Here is a 19,507-nt window from a genome sequence, read left to right as displayed (position 1 = left end):
AACTGCGAAAAGGCTATAAGGTATGATAGTAAAAACAATGACTTGGTTGCTTAATTCAACGGCATTGGGGGGGTGACCTTAATCTAGACTAATAACCTTTACCTCATTTATGTATTACACTCTATTAGTATAAGTTATTAAAAGTTTGCTTAAAAAAATAGGTTGTTATGACGGAGCATGAGGAACAGGTTGAATCTTCAAGTCATTTAAATAATGAGTGTTTTTTAGTGGCTGGATGGGAAGTGTCGCCTGATACTTTACGAATACAAAAAGGCTCTCGAAGTGTAAAATTAGAACCAAAAGTTATGCAGGTTTTAGTATTTCTTGCTAATCATCCTGGTGAAGTAATTTCTCGCCAAGAGCTAGAGGAAGATATTTGGCGAGGAACCATTGTTAGTTACGACGCAATTACTAATACAGTAATTAAATTACGTAAGGCTTTTGGTGATAGTTCAAAAAATCCATCCGTGATAGAAACTATCCCTAAAACAGGCTATCGCTTGATAGCTGATGTACAAAAAGTAATCTCTTCAGAACCCCATAGTAATGAACTAAATCATTCATCAAAAACAAAAGTTAAAATAATTAATAGTAAAAAGCTGCTTTATCTAATTGTTTTAGGAGGGATTTTTATTGTTGCTGTTTCGTTGTTTCTTGTTAAAAAAACAACATCTCTATTGCCACCTGATAAACCTTCACTTGTTGTTCTACCTTTTGATAATGTTGGTAAAAATCCCAAGTTAAATTATTTTAGTGATGGCATTACAGAAGATTTAATTACTGATTTGTCCAACGTTTCTGGTCTTTTTGTTATCGCACGAAACTCTTCATTTCAATATAAAGATAAACCAATAAAGCTGACGGATATCGCGGAAAAATTAGGGGTTAGATATATATTACAGGGCAGTGTAAGGAGGGATAACAATCAATTCAGAATTAACGTTCAACTCATGGACAGTATGACAAATAAAAATATCTGGGCTGAACGCTACGATTCTACCCTCGAAAATTTGTTTGCAGTTCAAGATGAGGTCACGAGAAAAATCACAGCAGCACTTTCAATTAGACTAAAAAATAATACTGGAAATGCCGTTGCTAACAATGAAACCATGAATAAAATTATCAATGTGGCTTCTTACGATGAATTCTTAAAAGGATGGGAAAGATACTGGAAGTTTACCAGAGATGATTTTGCCATTGCCGAAACACATTTTAAAAAAGCATTACAGCTTGACCCAGATAATTCGCGTGCGCATGCGGCTCTGGCTTTGATTTACTGGAAATCATGGCAACTCAAATGGCATGAGAACCATGGCACTCCGCATGAGGGTTGGCGACGTGCCAATAAAGAAATAGAGCTCGCATTGAAAAATCCAACACCACTGGCATATAGTACCAAATCAGCCATGTTACTGATCAATCGTCGTTATGAGGAATCCATAGTGGAAGCTGAGAAAGCAATCAAACTGAATACAAATTATGCAATGGCTTATCTGGCACTTGCAGAAGCACTGAGCTTTTCTGGACAACCTGGACGAGCCATTGAGAATGCTAAAATAGGAATGCGCTTAGATCCTAATTTCACTCATCCTTATCTTACTGTGATTGGACGATCACAATTTGATATGGGTTTGTATGAAACGTCTAACAAGTCATTAGATTGTAATACCACACAAAATATCCAGGGCTGTCACTCTTTGATTCTTGCCATCGCGAACTATGGGTATTTGGGCCAGCAAGATAAAGCACAATTGTTTATCAAAGCTTTAAACAATAAAAGTAAAGCTGAGAAAACTCCCCCATTTACTATTGATAGATTAAAATACCGATTGCCATACCGTAGAAAAGCAGATCGTGATCATTTCTTTAATGGTCTGGAAAAAGCCGGTGTTCCTCTGTGGTAGTCTCAAAGATTATGAAGAAGTCGTCTCAAGATTATCAACAAATTCTACAGCTGCCTCAACCGCATCTTCAATATTCAAGTCGCGAAAGAAATGACCTGCTCCTTCAACAATGGTTAAAAATATACGTTTATCATCTACATAGGGTTTCATATACTTATCAATATTGGGTTGGTGCTCATCATGACTTGCTGCAACAATCAAAACCGGAACATTTATCTGTGGCAGATAAAGATGTGCATTCCAGAATTCTTTTTTTCTTTTATAAAATGCGACAAAGGCGTCAGCACTGACTGAGGTCTTGGGGCAAAAACCCCAATCTACTTCTTTCATTAACTGGTCTTTTTTTCCATCCGCGATCAAAAGTTTTGCACGCTCAAGGACTTCGGAGAGGAGCGTTCCATAGGTTTCTTTATAGCGGGCAGGCGAACTGGCGGTTCCCCGAGTATTGGGAGCGAGAAGTACTAAGCCTGTTACTGATGGGTTATTGCGTTTTGCCATATAATTCAAAATCTGGTTTGAAGAGATTGAATGTCCCATTAGCACAATTTTCTCGACTCCTTTACGAGATAACCAATTAATCCAGATATCTAATTCAGCAATTGCATCGGATAGTTTAAAGCGAATCGGAATAAAACAATCGTAGTTACCATGCCTATTGTCTACGCCAAGACTCAAATTAATAGCTAGCGAGTTTTGCTCATTTTCTAAAAAAGCATCCTGGCTTGCTTTGATAATTTCCATGCGGTTATGCGCAAGAAAACTGTGCATAATGAGTACTACACCATCACTGATTGTCTTCCCTTCAGCGATTTCGAGGTTTGCATTCAGGGTTAAATTATTAAATGGGAGTGTGACTTCTTCCGCAAATGAACTTGAGCTAATGAAGAAGAATAACGCACTGATTAAAATATTACTTATTGCTTTCATGTTAAGTCCCTCTATATCTATTATAGCCAACCTGCAAGCTGAGCATGTATGCCAGTGTTTTTAACGCCTTCAAGTACTTGCTGAGAACTGATTGTTTGCGGGTCATAACTTACCCGCATTAAATGTGGTTTTTGATCACTCATTAACACACTAGAAATTCCTTTTAGGTTGTTAACTTGTTCTGACAAATTTTCTCGGTGCTGTTTATTCAGTTCTTCGTTAATGTGAACCACAACCTCAGTTATTCCAAATTTGAATACCTTCATTTGAGACTCCTTCATAAATTTAATATGTATAGTTTTTCAAATACCTCACCGAAAATGAATGCAATGAGGTACTTTTGGTACACCTTTATGTGAATTAACATCCATCATCGTCAGAATCGTATGCGTAATCAATTTCAGTTTCATTTGATGGAATGACTCGAATAGTAACTGGAACAGTAACAAGATTAGGAGCAATAGTAGCTTGCTCATCTAGGTTGATCTGGTCGCTAGCACTAGGGCTTGTGTTTTCGGCATAGCTAAGTGAACCTATGGATATAGCTATTAAAAAAGTTAAGAGTGTCATTGCGGTTTTCATTGGAAGACTCCTTTTAGTTTGAGTAAATAGCTTATTGGCTGCTTAGCCATTTGCTATGACTCATTTATAAGTGAATCCCAATGAAATAACCCAACGGAAAGGAAACGGTTTTACGACGGTTTTATATTATCAATATAAACAGATGCTTAAGGGGTCTTTAAGAGTTGTTGTTTTATTTGCAGTTTATTTTTAAAAGTAATTTGTAGATGGCAAATAAGCACACTAGCTGATGTTTAGTCGATTTAATGTTGACTGTCTATCGGTAAGTTTTTTGCAAAAAGTGCCTAAAAGTAGGGGGGTGACTATTTGAAATGCTACCTATGAATAAAACCAGTACAGCCCCATGCTACGCATGACCCTGCGTACACTTCTGGCTCTTAGTGAGCCAAGAAGAGCAACCTTAAGATCGGATTCCAACGCCATTCTTTAATAATCGATAAGCGATGAAATACAAAGCGGCTATGAACGCGATAATTAAAGAGAAACTCACCCAAGGATTTATATCTGAAACTCCAAGAATACCGTAGCGGAAACCATTTACCATATAGAGTACTGGATTTGCTAGCGATACGGTTTGCCAGAATTCAGAGAGCAGACTAATCGAATAGAAAACGCCACCCAGATAGGTTAGGGGCGTTAATACGAAGGTTGGGATAATGCTGATGTCATCAAAGTTTCTCGCATATACAGCGTTAATGAAACCTGCAATTGAGAACAACATGGACGTCATCAATACGATGAAGATAGTCATTATCGGATGTTCAATATGCAATTCTGAAAAGAATAAAGAGACCAGTGTCACGATTAAGCCAACGGTTAATCCTCTCGCCATTCCACCGCCAATATAGCCGAGTAAAATGACATGGTTAGGCACAGGTGAAATCAGCATCTCCTGAACATGACCGTACATTTTCGCATTGAAAAATGCGGCAACAACATTGGAATATGAATTGGTAATTACCGACATCATGATCAAACCGGGCGTAATGTATTCGATATATTTGAAACCACCCATTTCACCGATTGCACTACCAATCAAATTACCGAAAATCACAAAGTATAAGGTCATGGTGATTGCGGGCGGTATTAGGGTTTGCACCCAGATTCTCAAGAAGCGTAATACTTCTTTGGTAATGATGGTTCTAAAGGCAGTCAGATTCTTTTTGTTGTTCATGAGGCTGCCTCCGCGTCATTTGATTCGTTGTCTTGGACTTTATCTTTTTCAACCAGGTTGATAAATAACTCTTCTAAACGACTGGTTTTATTTCGCATACTTGAAACGCGGATATTGTGTTCACTGAGTTTTTCAAAAAGAAAATTCAGCGATCTGGACTTGTCTAGATCAGCCTCAATGGTGTTCGCGTCGCGTCGACGCAAGGTAATATCTTCAATATGGGGGAGTTCTGTGATGGGTTCTTTAACATCGAGCACGAATGTTTCTACATTTAAATGCGAAAGTAATTCCTTCATGCTGGTATTACTAACCACTTCACCGCGATTAATGATGGCGATGTTATCGCACATGTTTTCCGCTTCTTCCAGATAATGTGTGGTTAGAATGATGGTTGTTCCTGCCTGATTGAGTTGGGTCAGAAATTTCCACATTGAGCGGCGAATTTCAATATCCACGCCAGCTGTTGGTTCATCTAAAATTAATAGTTTAGGCTTGTGCAGCAAAGCTCTGGCAATCATTAGTCGACGCTTCATGCCGCCTGAAAGTTTATTCGCTTGTTCGTGGCGTTTATCCCATAAATCAAGGTGTCTGAGCAGTTCTTCAGCACGCTCAGTTGCGGTAATTCGGTCGATGCCGTAGTAGCCGGCCTGATTGATGAGTATGTCCATCACTGGTTCCCACACATTAAAGTTAAACTCCTGTGGGACTAAACCAATATGTTCCTGCACTTGTTCGCGCTGGGTATCGAGGTCATAACCAAACACTTCAACACTTCCTGCCGTTTTATTCACGAGAGAACAAATAATACCAATCGTTGTTGATTTGCCTGCGCCATTTGCCCCAAGGAGAGCAAAGAAATCGCCTTGCTCGACCTGTAAATCGATGCCTTTGAGCGCATGCATACTATCGCCATAGGTCTTCTTTAAGTTTGTTATTTTAAGTGCAGGTTTCATGGTTTTTTGTCAGAGTTAATTTTGCTGAATAGAACTAAGCAATCATGTGGTATCTTATCTAACAATTCAATTTAAATATAAGAAACTGTTTTTTGTCTAGGGGCATTTTTCGACTACTTTTGTGAAAGTAGATCAGGCGAATGAACTGGAGGACAAACAAGAGGACAAACAAGAGGGCAAATAGGAGAAAAATGGGGGAATTATCCGAATGGTTTGTTTATATGCTTCGCTGTTCTGACAATAGTCTTTATACCGGTGTGACTACCGATGTTGAGCGCCGTTTAAAAGAACATAATGAAGAGAAAGCGGGTGCAAAGTACACAAGAGTTAGACGCCCCGTTTCCTTGGTCTATGAAGAAGCAGCGGAGTCACGGTCGGCTGCCTGTCAGCGAGAATATCAACTAAAGCAATTGAAAAAGAGCGACAAAGAATCGTTTATCAAAGGCGACCTCACCGTATCTGCGTAAATTATAAAAATAATGAGAAAACGCACATTTATATTCGACACTTCCGCAGGCGCAGGGAAGGCTCTATTTAAAGTCTTACAGCATTATGCCGATGCTGCTTATCCAAAAGGTGGTTCTGATTGTGCAGCCGCTTCACGGGAGGCGCTGTTATTGATAGCTAATAAAATCGAGTCTGCTGAAAACGACAACTATTGTGAAATTAGTACACGGCAACGCCCCATCTTGAATGCTGCGGTAAACTGGTATTTCAAAGAATCTGGTATCGAAGCAGATAATGAATCTACTCAGACAGAATTCGAGCTTCTCAGCAGCTTATTGATTAAGAAGAGATAAGCGTAATTTTTAGTTATCGATAGTTGCTGAGTGTTCAAGCCTATTTAATCTATGTAATAGCATTTTGTGATTGAGTGGGTATTGTAGTTATTTATTAATAGATTTTTAGCTGATTAAATCTGCAAAATAGACTATATATAAGTAAATAAAATAAGAATAAAAAAACAAGCAACAAGTGCGAGGTAATTACTATGCGAGCGGTAAATATCGAAGATGCTTCCACCCCTGAAGTATCAAAACGAAATGATGTTGTAATACAAACCTATAACCCGGGTAAAAAAATGGTCTGGGTATTGAAGGCTTTAGATGAAGCGACAACATGTGCGGCTTCTGTCTATATGCCGGATAAAAGTGAAGTCAAAATAGGCGATAATGCCTCTGATTCTGAATTTGAAATTCATTTAAATAATGAGCGAGCCTTTTCCGCCCTAAGCTCTTTAGATGAATTAGCACTAGCTGAAGCTTACATCAAAGGAGACATAGAAATCCTGGGTGACTTCATGAAAGTCCTGGACTTACGCCATGCGATTTCTGATAAGCACCCTGTATTGGATTTTGTCCGTCGTATCAAACCTAAACTTTATGGTCAGGTTAAAGATGATCGAAATGCCATAAAAGAACATTACGAATTCGATGATGATTTTTATATGGTCATCCTTGATGAAACGCGTACCTATTCACAAGGTGTCTACGAGTCTGACGATGAAACCCTAGAGACAGCGATGAAGCGCAAACTGGATTATGTGATTGAATCCTGTCATCTTAAAAAGGGCTCAAAAGTATTGGATGTGGGTGGTGGTTGGGGTGCGTTTAATGAATATGCCGGAAAGCAGGGCATAGAGGTCACATCATTAACCATTGCCGAGCATTCTAAGGATTATTTGAATCGTCTGATTAAAGAAAAAGATTTGCCCTGTCATGTGATCAATCAAAATTTCCTTGAATTTGAACCTGAGCAAAAATTTGACGCGGTTGTAGTGTTAGGCGTGATTGAGCATATGCCATATTACGATAAGGTAGTAAAAAAGCTGGAAAGCTTATTAAAAACAGGAGGGTATGCATATTTTGATGGAAGTGCCAGCACCAGGAAATTTGACTTTAATGCTTTCTTAAATCGTTATATTTATCCGGGTAATCACTGCACTTTGAGTATTCATGACTTTTTGGGTGAAGTGCAAAAAAGTGATATGGAATTATTAACGGTCCATAGCGATAGACATAGTTACTATTTAACGTGTAAAGCCTGGGCTGAAAAGATGGAAGAAAACCGTGAATTAATTATCGATCGATGGGGGCGTGAACTCTATGCCAAGTTCTTATTGTACTTATGGGGCGTGGCGCATAATTTCTATCATAATCAGTTACAAGCGTATCGTTTGGTCTTAACTTTAAATCCTGCAACTTAATCAAAGTCTCCTTAAGTCACAGAATAGTTTTTCAGGTGCTTGTATTATTTGTACTTTAAAACAAGATACTGAAATCTATATTTTGCTGTATGGATCGCTGTTGAGAGAAAAAGCAATATGAAAATAAGCTGTGCAAATTGCAAAGCAGATAATAGTGAAGATAGAAAGTTTTGTAAAAAATGTGGTGCAAAGCTAGCTGAAATCTGTGGTTCATGCGGTTTTACCAATCAATCTGACGCTGATTTTTGTGGCGGCTGTGGTCTTAAGTTAACTAAATTTACCTCCAGCGAAAAAACCGAGCAAGACGCTGAAAGACGTCAATTAACGGTGATGTTTTGTGACCTGGTGGGTTCGTCTGAGCTTGCTGAAAAGCTTGATCCAGAGGAACTCCGTCAAATTTTAAGATCTTATCAACAATGCGTTGCCGAAGTGACGTTGCGCTATGGTGGACATATTGCTAAATATATCGGTGATGGTTTATTAATTTATTTTGGTCATCCACATGCCCATGAAGACGATGCTCGTCGCTCGATACTAGCCGGTTTAGGAATCATAGAAGAAATAAAAAACCTGAATCGCAGCTTGGTTTCAGAATATTCTGGAAAACAAAATATTAAGTTAAAGGTCCGTTTGGGTATTCATACCGGTTTGGTTGTAGTGGGCCAAATGGGCAGTGGTTCCAATCGTGAAGAAAACGCAATAGTAGGGGAAACGCCGAATATTGCCGCAAGAGTAGAAAAACTTGCACATGAAGATACGGTGGCGATTACCGAAGAGACCAAAGCTTTGGTCAATGGTTTGTTTATTTTAGAAAGCCTCGGTAAAGAACCCTTGAAAGGCGTATCTCACTCGATTGAAATATTTCGTGTGTTAGCAGAGAAAAACTATCGATCTGAATTTCATGTACGCCGTCGACACGGTATTACTCCAGTTGTAGGAAGAGATAGAGAACTGGATTTTTTATCAGAATGTTGGGAACAAGCTAAAAACGGTGTTGGTCAAATCGTTATGTTGACTGGTGAAGCCGGGGTTGGCAAATCCAGAGTAGTCTCAGAATTTATGAGCAGGGTGTCAGATGAGCCTCAGCATCTGCGTTTGTATCGTTGCTCGTCTGTGCATACTAATTCAGCTTTCTATCCCATAATTAATTATCTCAAACAATTATTGAATATAGATAAGGATGTTTCGGAGGAAGTTGCTTATAAAAGTGTCGTTGCTTTATTCGATCAATTCCTAACACCTTTAGGACAATATGCACCATTTTTTGCACCACTGATGGGTGTTAAGGTGGTAGGTCAAGATGCGTTTGTCGATGTGAGTCCAGAAAAGACGAAAGAACTGATCTTCTCTTCCTGGTTAGGCTTAATGGAGCAGATGGCGCTGGAACATCCTTTGCTGTTGATTTTTGAAGACACTCACTGGATCGATCCATCCACCCAGGAATTGATAAACATTATATGCCGCAATATTAGCTCTCAACGCATTTTGTTTTTTATTACTTCGCGTCCGGGTAGCCAGCTAATAACAAATAAAGATGTCGTGATGCAATCACTAACTCTGGGTCGTCTAAGTCAGAAACAAAGTTACGAGATGGTCACACAGTTGGCAGGTAACAATTCTTTGCCAGAAGAAGTGATACAGGAATTAATTGCTAAAACCGATGGCGTACCTTTGTTCGTAGAGGAATTGACTAAAACGGTTCTCGATTCTGGACAGTTGAAACTGACGAATAAACGATATGAGCTTGCTGGACCGTTAGCCAGTATGGCAATTCCAAATACACTAAAAGACTCATTAATGGCTCGTTTGGATCAACTTTCAACGGTTAAGAAAATTGCACAGGTAGCGTCTACCATAGGACGAGAATTTTCGATTGATTTACTAAAAAGTTTGCCTATTGATGGTTTTGAAAGCATCGATAATGCATTACAGAAATTGATCAATTCACGTTTGATAGTGCAACATGAAGATTCCGAGGAATCAGTCTATCAATTTCGTCATGCTTTATTGCAAGAAACGGCTTATGAATCTTTACTCAAAACTACGCGCCGTGAATATCACGAGCTGATCGCTGATGCCTTAAAAGAGAAATTCCCTGAAATTGTAGACGCCTCTCCCGGAATGCTGGCACTGCATTACACAGAAGCAGGAAAGTCTGAATTGGCGATTCAATATTGGTTGGCCGCAGGTAATAAGTCGAATCAAACCTCATCACATAATGAGGCGATATCGCATTTCACAAAGGCGATTGAGATATTGAACAGCTTGCCTGAAACTGAGGAAAATATGGAGCTGGAATTTCAGTTTCAAGTGCGCTTAATCGGCCCATTAATCGCCTCTAAAAGCTATGTATCTCCCCTAGTGGAAAAGGCTTATACACGGGCTTTGGCCCTTTCCAAAAAGATCAAATCATCACCGGAGATTTTCCCGGTTTTACATGGTCGATATGCTTTTTTCCAGGTGTGCGGTTTAATTAACAAAGCAGAGTCATTGGTTGATGAGTTTTTTAAACTGGTAGAAAGCCAAAAAGGTGAAACCAAGACCTTGGAAATGATAGCCAATCGTATGCGTGGCTCATCGTTGGTAATGAAAGGAGAGTCGAAGAAAGCAGATGTTTATTTTAAAAAGGCATTAGCCACATACGATTACAAAACTCATAAAAGTTTGAATATTCTCTATGGTCAGGATATCAAGGTTATATCCTTGACGTATTTAGGCTTAAGCCAGTGGCACCAAGGAAATATCGCTGAGTTATATAAATGCAGTGAAGAAGCTTTTGAACTAGCCAAGAAAATCCCCAGCGCTAATACTATTGGCATTTCACATATTGTCAGCAGAGTCATTCCCTATGTTTTATTAGACGAGGCTGAATTAGCATTAGAAGCGAGTGACAAAGCGATTGAAGTCGCAACTAAATTAGAAACCCCTTTGTGGAAGGTTGCAGGCATTATTTTCAAAGGTTGGGCATTGGTGCGGCTCGGTAACAAAGAAGAAGGAATGACTTTTCTGGAAAAAGGAGTTGAGGCCTATATAGGAATGAACTTGGGACTGTTTCGTCCACAGATCATGATTATTTACGCTCAGGCATTAATGGAAACCGGCTCAATCGGTAAAGCTTTAGACATATTAGAAAAGTCACTGGAGTTTACTGAAATAGGTGGAGAGCATTGGCTAGATGCTGAAACGCATCGCTGTATCGCTGAAGTTTTATTGCGACAACCAGAACCAGATTACGCAAGAGTTAAACAAGAGCTAGATATTGCCTTGGAGATTGCGTTGCAGCAGGGTGCTATTACTCAGGAATTAAAAGTAGCGGTGAGTTTATTTAACTTTGCAAAAAATAAAAGTAATGAAAAAGATATTACTAAGTCTCGCGTTTTATTACACGCAGCCTATGAAAAATTTGAAGACAAAAAGAGTACTAAAGATTTGCTGAGAGCCGCAGAACTATTAGCCGAATCGAGTGTAAGTCATGTGGTAAAGGGTGATTAATCTGAGATTCCATAACGATAATGTTAACGAAAAACAGGCTAAAAGTAGGGGGGTGACCTTTAATTCTTAATCGTCACAATGAATTAAAATGTTGATCAGAGCTAACAAACTATCGATTATCAAAGACTAATTTTAGGTCGTAAAATGATATTAGCAATCAACAAACCTGCGGCAATGGCTAATGCGACAATGAACATTTGCAGAAACATTTGCATACCTTGATCAGCTTGCTGAGTGGCTGCAGTCAGCAAACCACGAAAACCGATTGAGCCACTGACCAATATCGTTATCGCAGGAATCAATACAATTGAAGTCGGTCGATTGGTCATCCTCGCCCATAAATTCGCGAACATACTGGCTACGGTTGCACCGAACAAAATGCCTATATCAGCAGACAGTAATTCGCTGGTACTGAGAACGATACCATAGGCTAGAGCGCAATTAATTAGCACCCAAACACAATCTCTCAATAAGGTTTGATAAGCCAGGCATAAACCAACAATCAAACACGTTATAGATAGCAGGATGATAGAGGTCGAATTGGGGTCAAGAGAGGTATTTAGCTCCATATCTCCAAACAAACTGATAAATGAAATACCTAGCCATGCACCAGTGAATTGTTTTATCAGGTAAACCAGGCCACCAAACAGGCGTGCTGTTCCTGCAATAATGTAATTTTCTACGATTTCAACAATGCCAGCAGAAATAATAAAGCCAGGAATTAATACAATAATCGCGGCTAATATAACGATGCTCTCGTTAAGCTCAGGTAGCCATAATTTCACCGTAGCTGCGCAACTACCAGCAACAAAAGCAGAGGTGAAGGGCAGCGCATCTAAAAAACGGCCTTTCATTTTTTCGGCCAATAAAAACAAGGCACAAACGACAAGGCTTAAACAAACTGAGACGATATTATCCAGTAAGCTACCCTCTAACATACCTGAAAATCCAAAAGCGACTAAGGCAAAACTCACAGGGTAAGACCACAATCCCCAGGGATCAGGCATAGCCTCAATTTCATCCAAGCGTTTTGACGCTTCAATCAGCGTAATCTTATCTGCGACCAACTCCTCAACTAAGTTGCCCACTTCAGCCAACTTTGCCATGTTGTAACCACCCACAGGCACAACGGCAATATGCGTGCGTTGCCACCATTGATCTTGCTTGGAAAAAGCAAAAGTAATCTCAGAAGGAGTCGAGCGAAACACACCTTCATAACCAAGCGTCGTACAAACCGCCGTTAAATAAGACTCAAGGCGCGCCGCAGACGGGCCATAGTGATGCACTGCCGTACCCAGTTTAATAATAAACTGACACGCCGCATCGTACTTTTGATCGTAGATGTGTTTTGGACTTAGTTCTTGGTTAAGTTCTTGGCCTAGTCCTGAGTTTAATTCTGAGCTAGGTTCTGTGATCAAATCGGACATGACGAGCCAAATATTAAGGTAGTGTTGAATGGCGTACCATATCCGACCTATCGTGCCTGGTAAATTAGAAGTTCACTTATTTCTGCTGGTGTAAGTAACAGCATTTCTTAAACCCTTCTTTGCTTAAACGAATAGACCCCTGATGCCAGTAGTGTTTCAAAGACTGTTTTCCATGCAGAGAGTTTTTCATTAGGCGCCTTACCTTTGGCTAATCCTCCACCCAATGCAATAGCCGAAGGTGCGACAGGCGTCTTCACCAAAAAGTTAGGTATTTGTTTACCGGGATGGTTGAGCTGTGCCCAGATCGCGCAACCACCTGTTTTTCCCGCTGTACTCCAGCGACGAAAAGCTTCTAGATCACTCTGCTCATCGAGTACAACATTGGCGGGCTCTCCAAGTGCAGAACGGTCGATCATGATATTGCCAGTGACCGAAATACCTAAACCACCCTCGGCCCAGGTGCGGTAGAGCGTTTCTAGACCAGGCTTGGGGTTGTGATTCTTATCGCCAAGCTGCTCACTCATGGCTGACTTCATTAGTCGATTGCGGATGATTGCTCCGCAAGGCAGGGTCAGTGAGTCGTTAATCTTGGCGTGTGTATTCATGGGTGAGTCTTATGATAAAGAGGGGCGAGTATCCCTCTTGTAATAACTAAGGACAAGCGTAAGCAGAATTACAGTAGTTTGGGTTGACGACAAGAAACCCAGAAAATCACACAACTCATCAATCGTTTAAGGCTTTGTATCTCATGACTAAAAGATGGATGTCTTAATTAATGAACCGCTTCTATTTGTTTTGATGGTTTAAGGATAATGGCGTCTTCTGATATAAAAAAAGTGCCTAAAAGTAGGGGGGTGACTTTAAAATCCTATTCTAAGGACAGGTAATAAAAACCTGAGAGTGAAGAGTTTTTGTTGAGTATACAATGATGGAAGTCTTTTGTGAGTTTACAAAATAATTGCAGATGTAGCCTAGATAAGCGATAGCGTCATCTGGGTTTCGAGAGTTATAAAGAAATGATAGAGAGAATAAATACATTTCAGAAAGCATGCGTCAGATGACGCAAGCTTATCTAACCTACGAATGTGGATACGGGTTACCACACTTTACAAAAGATAAAACAGGTTTTAATGACCTACACTAAAACCTGCCGTGTGTTAGCGATATAGTGATGAACCAGGCTTTCAATTTCAGGGTCAACCATATCTTCTGGGCGACGACCATTAGGGCAGGGCATAGTTTGTGTTGTGCCAAACAATCGACAGATTAAAGGTCGCTCCTCATAAACCTCACAACCATTAGGCCCCAGATGTACGCAATTATAATTATCTAATGCTACTTCATGTTCGGCATCAGTTTTAACCGGCAGACGTGACATTTCCTCCGAAGAAGTAGTTACCGGACCGCAACAGTCGTGACAACCTGGCACACATTCGAATGTCGGAATGCGCTCACGTAGTCGTAAAATGATTTCTTGGTTATCGTTCATTTATATCTTATTTATTTATTTATGTATGCAATTAGCTAACAACGTTAATCTAAATCTATATTCAATTTCATCGAAACAAATAAAAGGAATTAGAAAAGTACTTAGCTCTGCATAAATTTTATTTACGTTATGTAAAAATAAAAAACAATACAAGCGTTGGCGAGTAGTTTTTCCGATGTAGCACTTGTATGGTTACTTGTTATGTTTTTTGTAACTTCTTAGCCACGACAAAATAGCTAGATGCGTCTTTGTATATCTCTTCAGATTCAACAGCTTGAAACCCGCCTGCCTCTAATAAGCTTTCTACTTCAGAGCTTGTGACTCTTCTTATAGGAATGGGAATTAGTCCAAGTTTACACAAGACCCGCACCAGCTGGATTTGAAGATTAACTAAAAATGACATCTTTTGACGTAAGCAAGGTGTTACAGAAATGAATAAACCTTCTGGCTTTAGCAATTCATTTATTCGCAGTACTACATCCTGTGGGCTAGGGACTGTATGTAACATGTTAAAAGCCAGAATAACATCATACGACTCTTTAGAATATTTGCTGTCAAAAATATCCGATTGCTCGAAGCTTACGTTCTCTACTTTCGCAACTGCTGCTTTCTCCCTCGCTATTTCAATCATCTTCGATGATATATCAATAGCGTGAACCTCTTTAACCTGACAGGAAAACTGGCAAGCTGCAGTTCCTGTCCCACACCCATAATCGAGAACGGTATCGCTACCTTTGAGGAATTTTTTGGTATTTTCTCTAGATTTACTATGAATGTACTCAAATCGTTCTTCGGTCTTGTCGTAGTTTTTAGATGCTCCGTCCCAAAACTTTTCCGGTTTACTCATTCTCTATACCTTTATGGGGGGAACATACCCCCTTGCTCAGCGGAAAAATGCGAGATTCTATGTCCATATTCAAGTCAAAAAAACTTAAATTGGAAAATATTCAGAATGATCTCTCATTAGTGCAAAGGCCAGTCTAGCTATTTTACGAGACAACGCAACTGCCGTAGAAGTTGTTGAGTGTCCTCTGGCTCGCATTTTAAGAGTTTACAAAATAATTACAGATGTAGCCTAGATAAGCGATAGCGTCATCTGGGTTTCGAGAGTTATAAACAAATATTAGAGGGAATAAGTACATTTCAGAAAGCATGCGTCAGATGGCGCAAGCTTATACAACCTACATATCAGGGTTACGCGTTTGTTAAGGGACAATTGCTTTTGTTCCCTTTTCTTTATTAAGTGATTCTTGAGCTGCGGCTAATTTTTGCTCTCGATGTTCTTTTGTATTTAAATAACGTTCATGCCAACGAGAGGCCACAACTTCTAGCTCTATATATATTTCGTCATCTTCAGCCTTTTCTCGACTATATATTATGTAATTTTTGAATTTATGATAAGTGTCTGTGATCCTTGCAGAATGGACGCTATAAGCATAATTATCATCTATTGTTTGTGCGTTTACAGCTGCGCACAATTGCTCAAATTTATTAAGAAATTGTTTCACACAAACCCAATGATCTGAATTACTATAGATTTTATCAGCTGATTCTTTGGTGAGAGCTCCATTTTCTTCAACGTCCAGATCTTCTATGATTTTCCAGAATCGCTTTTCATGATCTTCATCGGGCAGGTTCGAGAGTAGCGCATGCTGACTATTTGCCTTGTTCCATTGATGCGTAAGCCTTATTTGATACCAAAGTAACACCAAGCCTACAACGCCTACAAATGAAACTAAAAGTTGCAATATAGGTACTATATCTTTAGAGAATTCTTGTAAAGTCATAGGTTATCCTTTTCTTAAGTTGGTCTCTTCCACAAGCCAGAAAGATCGTTTAAGAATCACTTTATCACTATTTAATGTAAGAAAAGCAATAATCAAATAGATACTGCTTATTATGCCAGCTTATGGTGTATTAACCAATTGATCTGATCAGGAAAGAGAAATTGCCACCCAGAACACATCAGAGAAAACAGCTTTAGCTGAACCTAATTATGGGGTTGAAAATTCATCAAATTTTTTTTTGGGGGGGGGGTAAAAGCTATTTGAAACAATTAAGAAGTATGTAAACTCCCAGCCTTCAATAATTCCTTAAACATCGCTGTAAACTCATCATACTCAAATAAAGGCTTAAGTGTTTCTGCACCATAATAATAATGCTCACAAAAAGCCTGAATTGCGGCTCTCTCTGATTGCGGTAAAGTCACATGCAAACCCGCAGCAAATAAATGAATGCTCTTATTTTTCTCGTCTTCGATATAGGAAATACGTGTCCAGCTTTGGCGTTCGTAGTCTGCTTTCTTTGAGAACTTGCCTGAGAGTGTTTGTAAAGAAAAGTCCTCATCTTCCAGTTCGCTATTTTTAGTTTCTGTTAAATATTTGCCCAGGAATATCGGGAGTTGTTGTTCTTGATTTTTGACTAGATCCATTATCAAGTTTGATAATTTTTGAATGTCTTCAGCGGCTATTTCGCCTGAGCTTTCTTGTATTTTGCGTTCGGCATCATTAAAGCGTTTGGTGATTAACTCTTTAGTTTTAGCGTTGCTCTGTTCATTACTAAATGATTCTAACCAGCTTTGGGTTAGGCCAAGCGTATCGGGTGCTCTAAAACCTACTGAGAAGGTCATGCATTCGCCGTCCGCGACACCCAGATGTGGCATATTGGGTGGTAAATACAGCATGTCGCCAGTATCGAGCAACCATTCCTCATCGTGTTGGAAGTGCTTCAAAATCGCTAATTGAGAGTCTGGTAGAAGTTCTGTTGGGTAGTCTGGATCAGTTACTACTTGCCAGCGGCGTTTACCTTCGCCTTGAATCAGGAATACGTCATAGGCATCGACGTGTGGGCCGACTGAGCCTTGATCAGCTGCGTAGCTAACCATGAGGTCGTCGATGCGCCAATCAGGGATAAAGCGAAATGGCTCGATGAGGTTTCCTAGCTCTGGGTAATATCGCTCTAGATCGTTTACCAAAAAAGTCCAATGCGTTTCTGGTGTGCTAGTGAAGTCTTCATCTGTGAAGGGTGGGTATTTGACCGTCCAGGGTTTGTTTTCAGGTGCTTCGCCTTTTTCTAATATGATGCGGGCTGGGCTATCAGTTTCGAGCGCAAGTCCTGCGAGTTCACCGGCATCGAACGGCATTTCAAAATCAGGAAACGCGCCACGAATGACTAAGGGTTTTTTCTGCCAGTAGTCGCGGAGGAATTCTTCTGTGGTGATGTCGCCTAGGATGCTCATAATTGATTTCTGTTTGAAAAAAGTGCCTTAAAGGTGGGGGGTGTCATTTTAAACTATGTAGAATGATATTTTTCTGTCAGCTTCTTTAAATTTTGCTAAGAGCAGCTTCGCAAACCACAAAGAACCGTTTGAGTTCGATGTTTTCGCCGAAACCTATGATTGGGTTGTCAGTGCCAATATTCGAGTTTGCGTTTGTATCCTTAACACTGCCTTTTACTTTCGAGCAGAGTAAATAGCCTGGCTCGACCGCTTTCAGTTCTTCTAAGGCTTTTCCAATGCTTATCGCTTTGCTGTCAGAATTAGCTTCAGAAGAGGTGTGTAGCAAACATTCTTCATGTTCATTATCAACTTCAATATGTGTGACTGCTTCTACCGTTGCATCTGAGCTTACTTCACCTGACTCGTCAATTTCTATCGACATGACGAATAAGTCAAAGTCATCCTCGACTATACCTAAGGACTTAAATTCATCGAATAGGTCTATGACTAATTTACTCAAAATTGATTCCTGTGAAGATTGTCAGTTCTAGCGTAATGGGGAAAACAGGCTAAAAGTAGGGGGGTGTCTTTTATCAACTAAAAAACACCCTTGTTTCGGCGACTATCGGTATTTCCTTGTGGAAATACCGGCATACTTTTCGGCTCTTGGTGAGCCTAAAAAAGCTACTTTTTAGCTATTTCTAATTAAATCGCTTTAGCTTGCTCAATCGCATTACCAATATAAGTCGCTGGTGATAATTCTATCAATTGCGCTTTCGCTTCTTCAGGTATATCTAGCTTCTGAATGAACTCTGCCATTTTCTCGGCATTGATGCGTTGTCCGCGAGTTAAGTCTTTGAGTTTTTCGTAGGGCTTTTCGATGCCGTATCGACGCATTACGGTTTGTACTGGCTCTGCCAATACTTCCCAGTTTGCATCAAGGTCAGCAGCAATCGCAGCTTCATTCACTTCTAGTTTAGAAATGCCTTTAAGCGTTGATTGAATTGCGATGCTAGTGTGTCCGAATCCAACACCTAAGGTTCTTAATACCGTTGAGTCGGTTAGGTCACGCTGCCAGCGAGAGATTGGTAGCTTTTGCGATAGGTGCGTCATCATCGCGTTTGCCATGCCCATATTGCCTTCGGCATTTTCAAAATCAATCGGGTTAACTTTGTGTGGCATGGTTGATGAGCCAACTTCACCTGCAATCACCTTTTGCTTGAAGTAACCGATAGAAATGTAAGACCAAATGTCACGACAGAAGTCGATGATGATGGTGTTGTAACGCGTAGTCGCGTCAAACAACTCAGCGATGTAGTCGTGTGGCTCGATCTGAATCGTATAAGGGTTAAACGTTATGCCTAATGATTCGATAAAGTTCTGTGAGAATTTAGGCCAGTCGATATCTGGGTAGGCACTGTAATGTGCGTTGTAGTTGCCTACTGCGCCATTGATTTTACCGAGAATTTCTACTTCGGCAATTTGCTTGCGTTGGCGCTGTAAACGATACGCTACGTTTGCCATTTCTTTGCCTAATGTTGAAGGCGATGCTGTTTGTCCGTGGGTGCGACACAGCATAGGAATTTCAGCATTATCAAGGGCTAAGGTTCTAATTGCAGAATTTAGCTGATCAATTTCGTTTAGCATTACTGATCGTCCGCCTTTTAGCATTAGGGCGTGCGATAGGTTGTTGATGTCTTCAGAAGTACAAGCAAAGTGAATGAATTCTGTGACTGCGTTTAATTCTGCGTTATCTGCGATTTGATCTTTTAGATAATACTCAACTGCTTTCACGTCGTGATTGGTTGTGCGTTCAATATCTTTTATTTTCTGAGCTTCAGCTTCATTGAAGTTAGTCAGGATGGCTTCCAGATGTTGGTTAGCTGCATCCGAAAACGCAGGAACTTCAGCAATTGCTGGTTCATTCGCTAGCGCTTGTAACCAGCGAACTTCTACTAAAACGCGGTGTTTAATTAAGCCGTATTCACTAAAAAATTCACGTAGTGCGCTAGTTTTTGACGCATAACGACCGTCAACAGGGGAGAGTGCAGTTAAAGCAGATAGATTCATGTCTGTATTTTCTGTAATAAGGGGTGGGATAAAATAGAGATGGAGTATAACTGATGCTATTATCCA

The 19,507-nt window shown here is 40.0% G+C and carries 18 protein-coding genes; 5 read left to right on the top strand and 13 right to left on the bottom strand.

Annotated elements, in window-relative coordinates; genetic code table 11:
* The first annotated feature begins 167 nt into the window (after positions 1-167).
* Positions 168-1,904, top strand: a complete 1,737-nt coding sequence (locus Q1A31_RS02235; RefSeq protein ID WP_299871739.1) for a winged helix-turn-helix domain-containing tetratricopeptide repeat protein — start codon at positions 168-170, stop codon at positions 1,902-1,904.
* A gap of 9 nt (positions 1,905-1,913) precedes the next feature.
* Here Q1A31_RS02235 and Q1A31_RS02230 read toward each other — a convergent pair whose 3' ends face one another.
* The 5 genes from Q1A31_RS02230 to Q1A31_RS02210 form a co-directional block, all read right to left on the bottom strand.
* The gene (locus tag Q1A31_RS02230; RefSeq protein ID WP_299871736.1) at positions 1,914-2,831 is read right to left on the bottom strand and encodes an alpha/beta hydrolase; all 918 of its coding nucleotides are present in this window, start codon (positions 2,829-2,831) and stop codon (positions 1,914-1,916) included.
* 20 nt (positions 2,832-2,851) lie between these two features.
* Positions 2,852-3,097, bottom strand: coding sequence for a hypothetical protein (locus Q1A31_RS02225; RefSeq protein ID WP_299871734.1), 246 nt, complete (start codon positions 3,095-3,097; stop codon positions 2,852-2,854).
* A gap of 94 nt (positions 3,098-3,191) precedes the next feature.
* Positions 3,192-3,413, bottom strand: coding sequence for a hypothetical protein (locus tag Q1A31_RS02220; protein WP_299871731.1), 222 nt, complete (start codon positions 3,411-3,413; stop codon positions 3,192-3,194).
* Positions 3,414-3,813: 400 nt separating this feature from the next.
* Complete coding sequence (locus tag Q1A31_RS02215) at positions 3,814-4,587, bottom strand: ABC transporter permease (RefSeq protein WP_299871727.1); 774 nt, start codon at positions 4,585-4,587, stop codon at positions 3,814-3,816.
* Positions 4,584-5,540, bottom strand: coding sequence for an ABC transporter ATP-binding protein (locus Q1A31_RS02210; protein WP_299871724.1), 957 nt, complete (start codon positions 5,538-5,540; stop codon positions 4,584-4,586). The genes Q1A31_RS02215 and Q1A31_RS02210 overlap by 4 nt, the downstream gene beginning before the upstream one ends.
* Before the next feature lie 191 nt (positions 5,541-5,731).
* Here Q1A31_RS02210 and Q1A31_RS02205 point away from each other — a divergent pair, with 191 nt between their 5' ends.
* The 4 genes from Q1A31_RS02205 (at position 5,732) to Q1A31_RS02190 (ending at position 11,238) form a co-directional block, all read left to right on the top strand.
* Positions 5,732-6,007, top strand: a complete 276-nt coding sequence (locus Q1A31_RS02205) for a GIY-YIG nuclease family protein (protein WP_299871722.1) — start codon at positions 5,732-5,734, stop codon at positions 6,005-6,007.
* Between the two features lie 12 nt (positions 6,008-6,019).
* On the top strand, positions 6,020-6,340 hold the full coding sequence (locus tag Q1A31_RS02200) for a hypothetical protein (RefSeq protein WP_299871720.1): 321 nt from the start codon (positions 6,020-6,022) through the stop codon (positions 6,338-6,340).
* 191 nt (positions 6,341-6,531) lie between these two features.
* On the top strand, positions 6,532-7,746 hold the full coding sequence (locus Q1A31_RS02195) for a class I SAM-dependent methyltransferase (RefSeq protein ID WP_299871717.1): 1,215 nt from the start codon (positions 6,532-6,534) through the stop codon (positions 7,744-7,746).
* Positions 7,747-7,863: 117 nt separating this feature from the next.
* Positions 7,864-11,238 (top strand): adenylate/guanylate cyclase domain-containing protein, encoded by a 3,375-nt coding sequence (locus tag Q1A31_RS02190; RefSeq protein WP_299871714.1) that lies wholly within the window; start codon positions 7,864-7,866, stop codon positions 11,236-11,238.
* A 119-nt stretch (positions 11,239-11,357) separates the two neighbouring features.
* On the opposite strand, the gene Q1A31_RS02185 is transcribed toward Q1A31_RS02190, so the two are convergent.
* The 8 genes from Q1A31_RS02185 to purB all read right to left on the bottom strand — a co-directional run bounded on the left by Q1A31_RS02185 (position 11,358) and on the right by purB (position 19,441).
* Entirely contained in the window at positions 11,358-12,665 is a 1,308-nt protein-coding gene (locus Q1A31_RS02185) for a threonine/serine exporter ThrE family protein (protein WP_299871711.1), read from the bottom strand.
* Between the two features lie 107 nt (positions 12,666-12,772).
* Complete coding sequence (locus tag Q1A31_RS02180) at positions 12,773-13,270, bottom strand: hypothetical protein (RefSeq protein WP_299871709.1); 498 nt, start codon at positions 13,268-13,270, stop codon at positions 12,773-12,775.
* Between the two features lie 530 nt (positions 13,271-13,800).
* Complete coding sequence (locus tag Q1A31_RS02175; RefSeq protein WP_299871706.1) at positions 13,801-14,154, bottom strand: YkgJ family cysteine cluster protein; 354 nt, start codon at positions 14,152-14,154, stop codon at positions 13,801-13,803.
* A 199-nt stretch (positions 14,155-14,353) separates the two neighbouring features.
* On the bottom strand, positions 14,354-15,001 hold the full coding sequence (locus Q1A31_RS02170; protein ID WP_299871703.1) for a bifunctional 2-polyprenyl-6-hydroxyphenol methylase/3-demethylubiquinol 3-O-methyltransferase UbiG: 648 nt from the start codon (positions 14,999-15,001) through the stop codon (positions 14,354-14,356).
* Between the two features lie 358 nt (positions 15,002-15,359).
* Positions 15,360-15,941, bottom strand: coding sequence for a DUF4760 domain-containing protein (locus tag Q1A31_RS02165; RefSeq protein WP_299871700.1), 582 nt, complete (start codon positions 15,939-15,941; stop codon positions 15,360-15,362).
* Positions 15,942-16,210: 269 nt separating this feature from the next.
* The gene (locus Q1A31_RS02160; protein ID WP_299871697.1) at positions 16,211-17,392 is read right to left on the bottom strand and encodes a cupin domain-containing protein; all 1,182 of its coding nucleotides are present in this window, start codon (positions 17,390-17,392) and stop codon (positions 16,211-16,213) included.
* Between the two features lie 85 nt (positions 17,393-17,477).
* Positions 17,478-17,891, bottom strand: coding sequence for a hypothetical protein (locus Q1A31_RS02155; protein ID WP_299871694.1), 414 nt, complete (start codon positions 17,889-17,891; stop codon positions 17,478-17,480).
* 185 nt (positions 17,892-18,076) lie between these two features.
* A complete protein-coding gene (purB, locus tag Q1A31_RS02150; protein WP_299871691.1) occupies positions 18,077-19,441 on the bottom strand; it encodes an adenylosuccinate lyase in 1,365 nt (454 codons plus the stop codon).
* Positions 19,442-19,507 lie beyond the last annotated feature (66 nt).

The sequence above is a fragment of the uncultured Cocleimonas sp. genome (assembly GCF_947495625.1).
GTDB lineage: Bacteria > Pseudomonadota > Gammaproteobacteria > Thiotrichales > Thiotrichaceae > Cocleimonas.
Note: the sequence above shows the minus strand (reverse complement) of the source record. Positions and strands in the feature narration are given on the sequence as shown.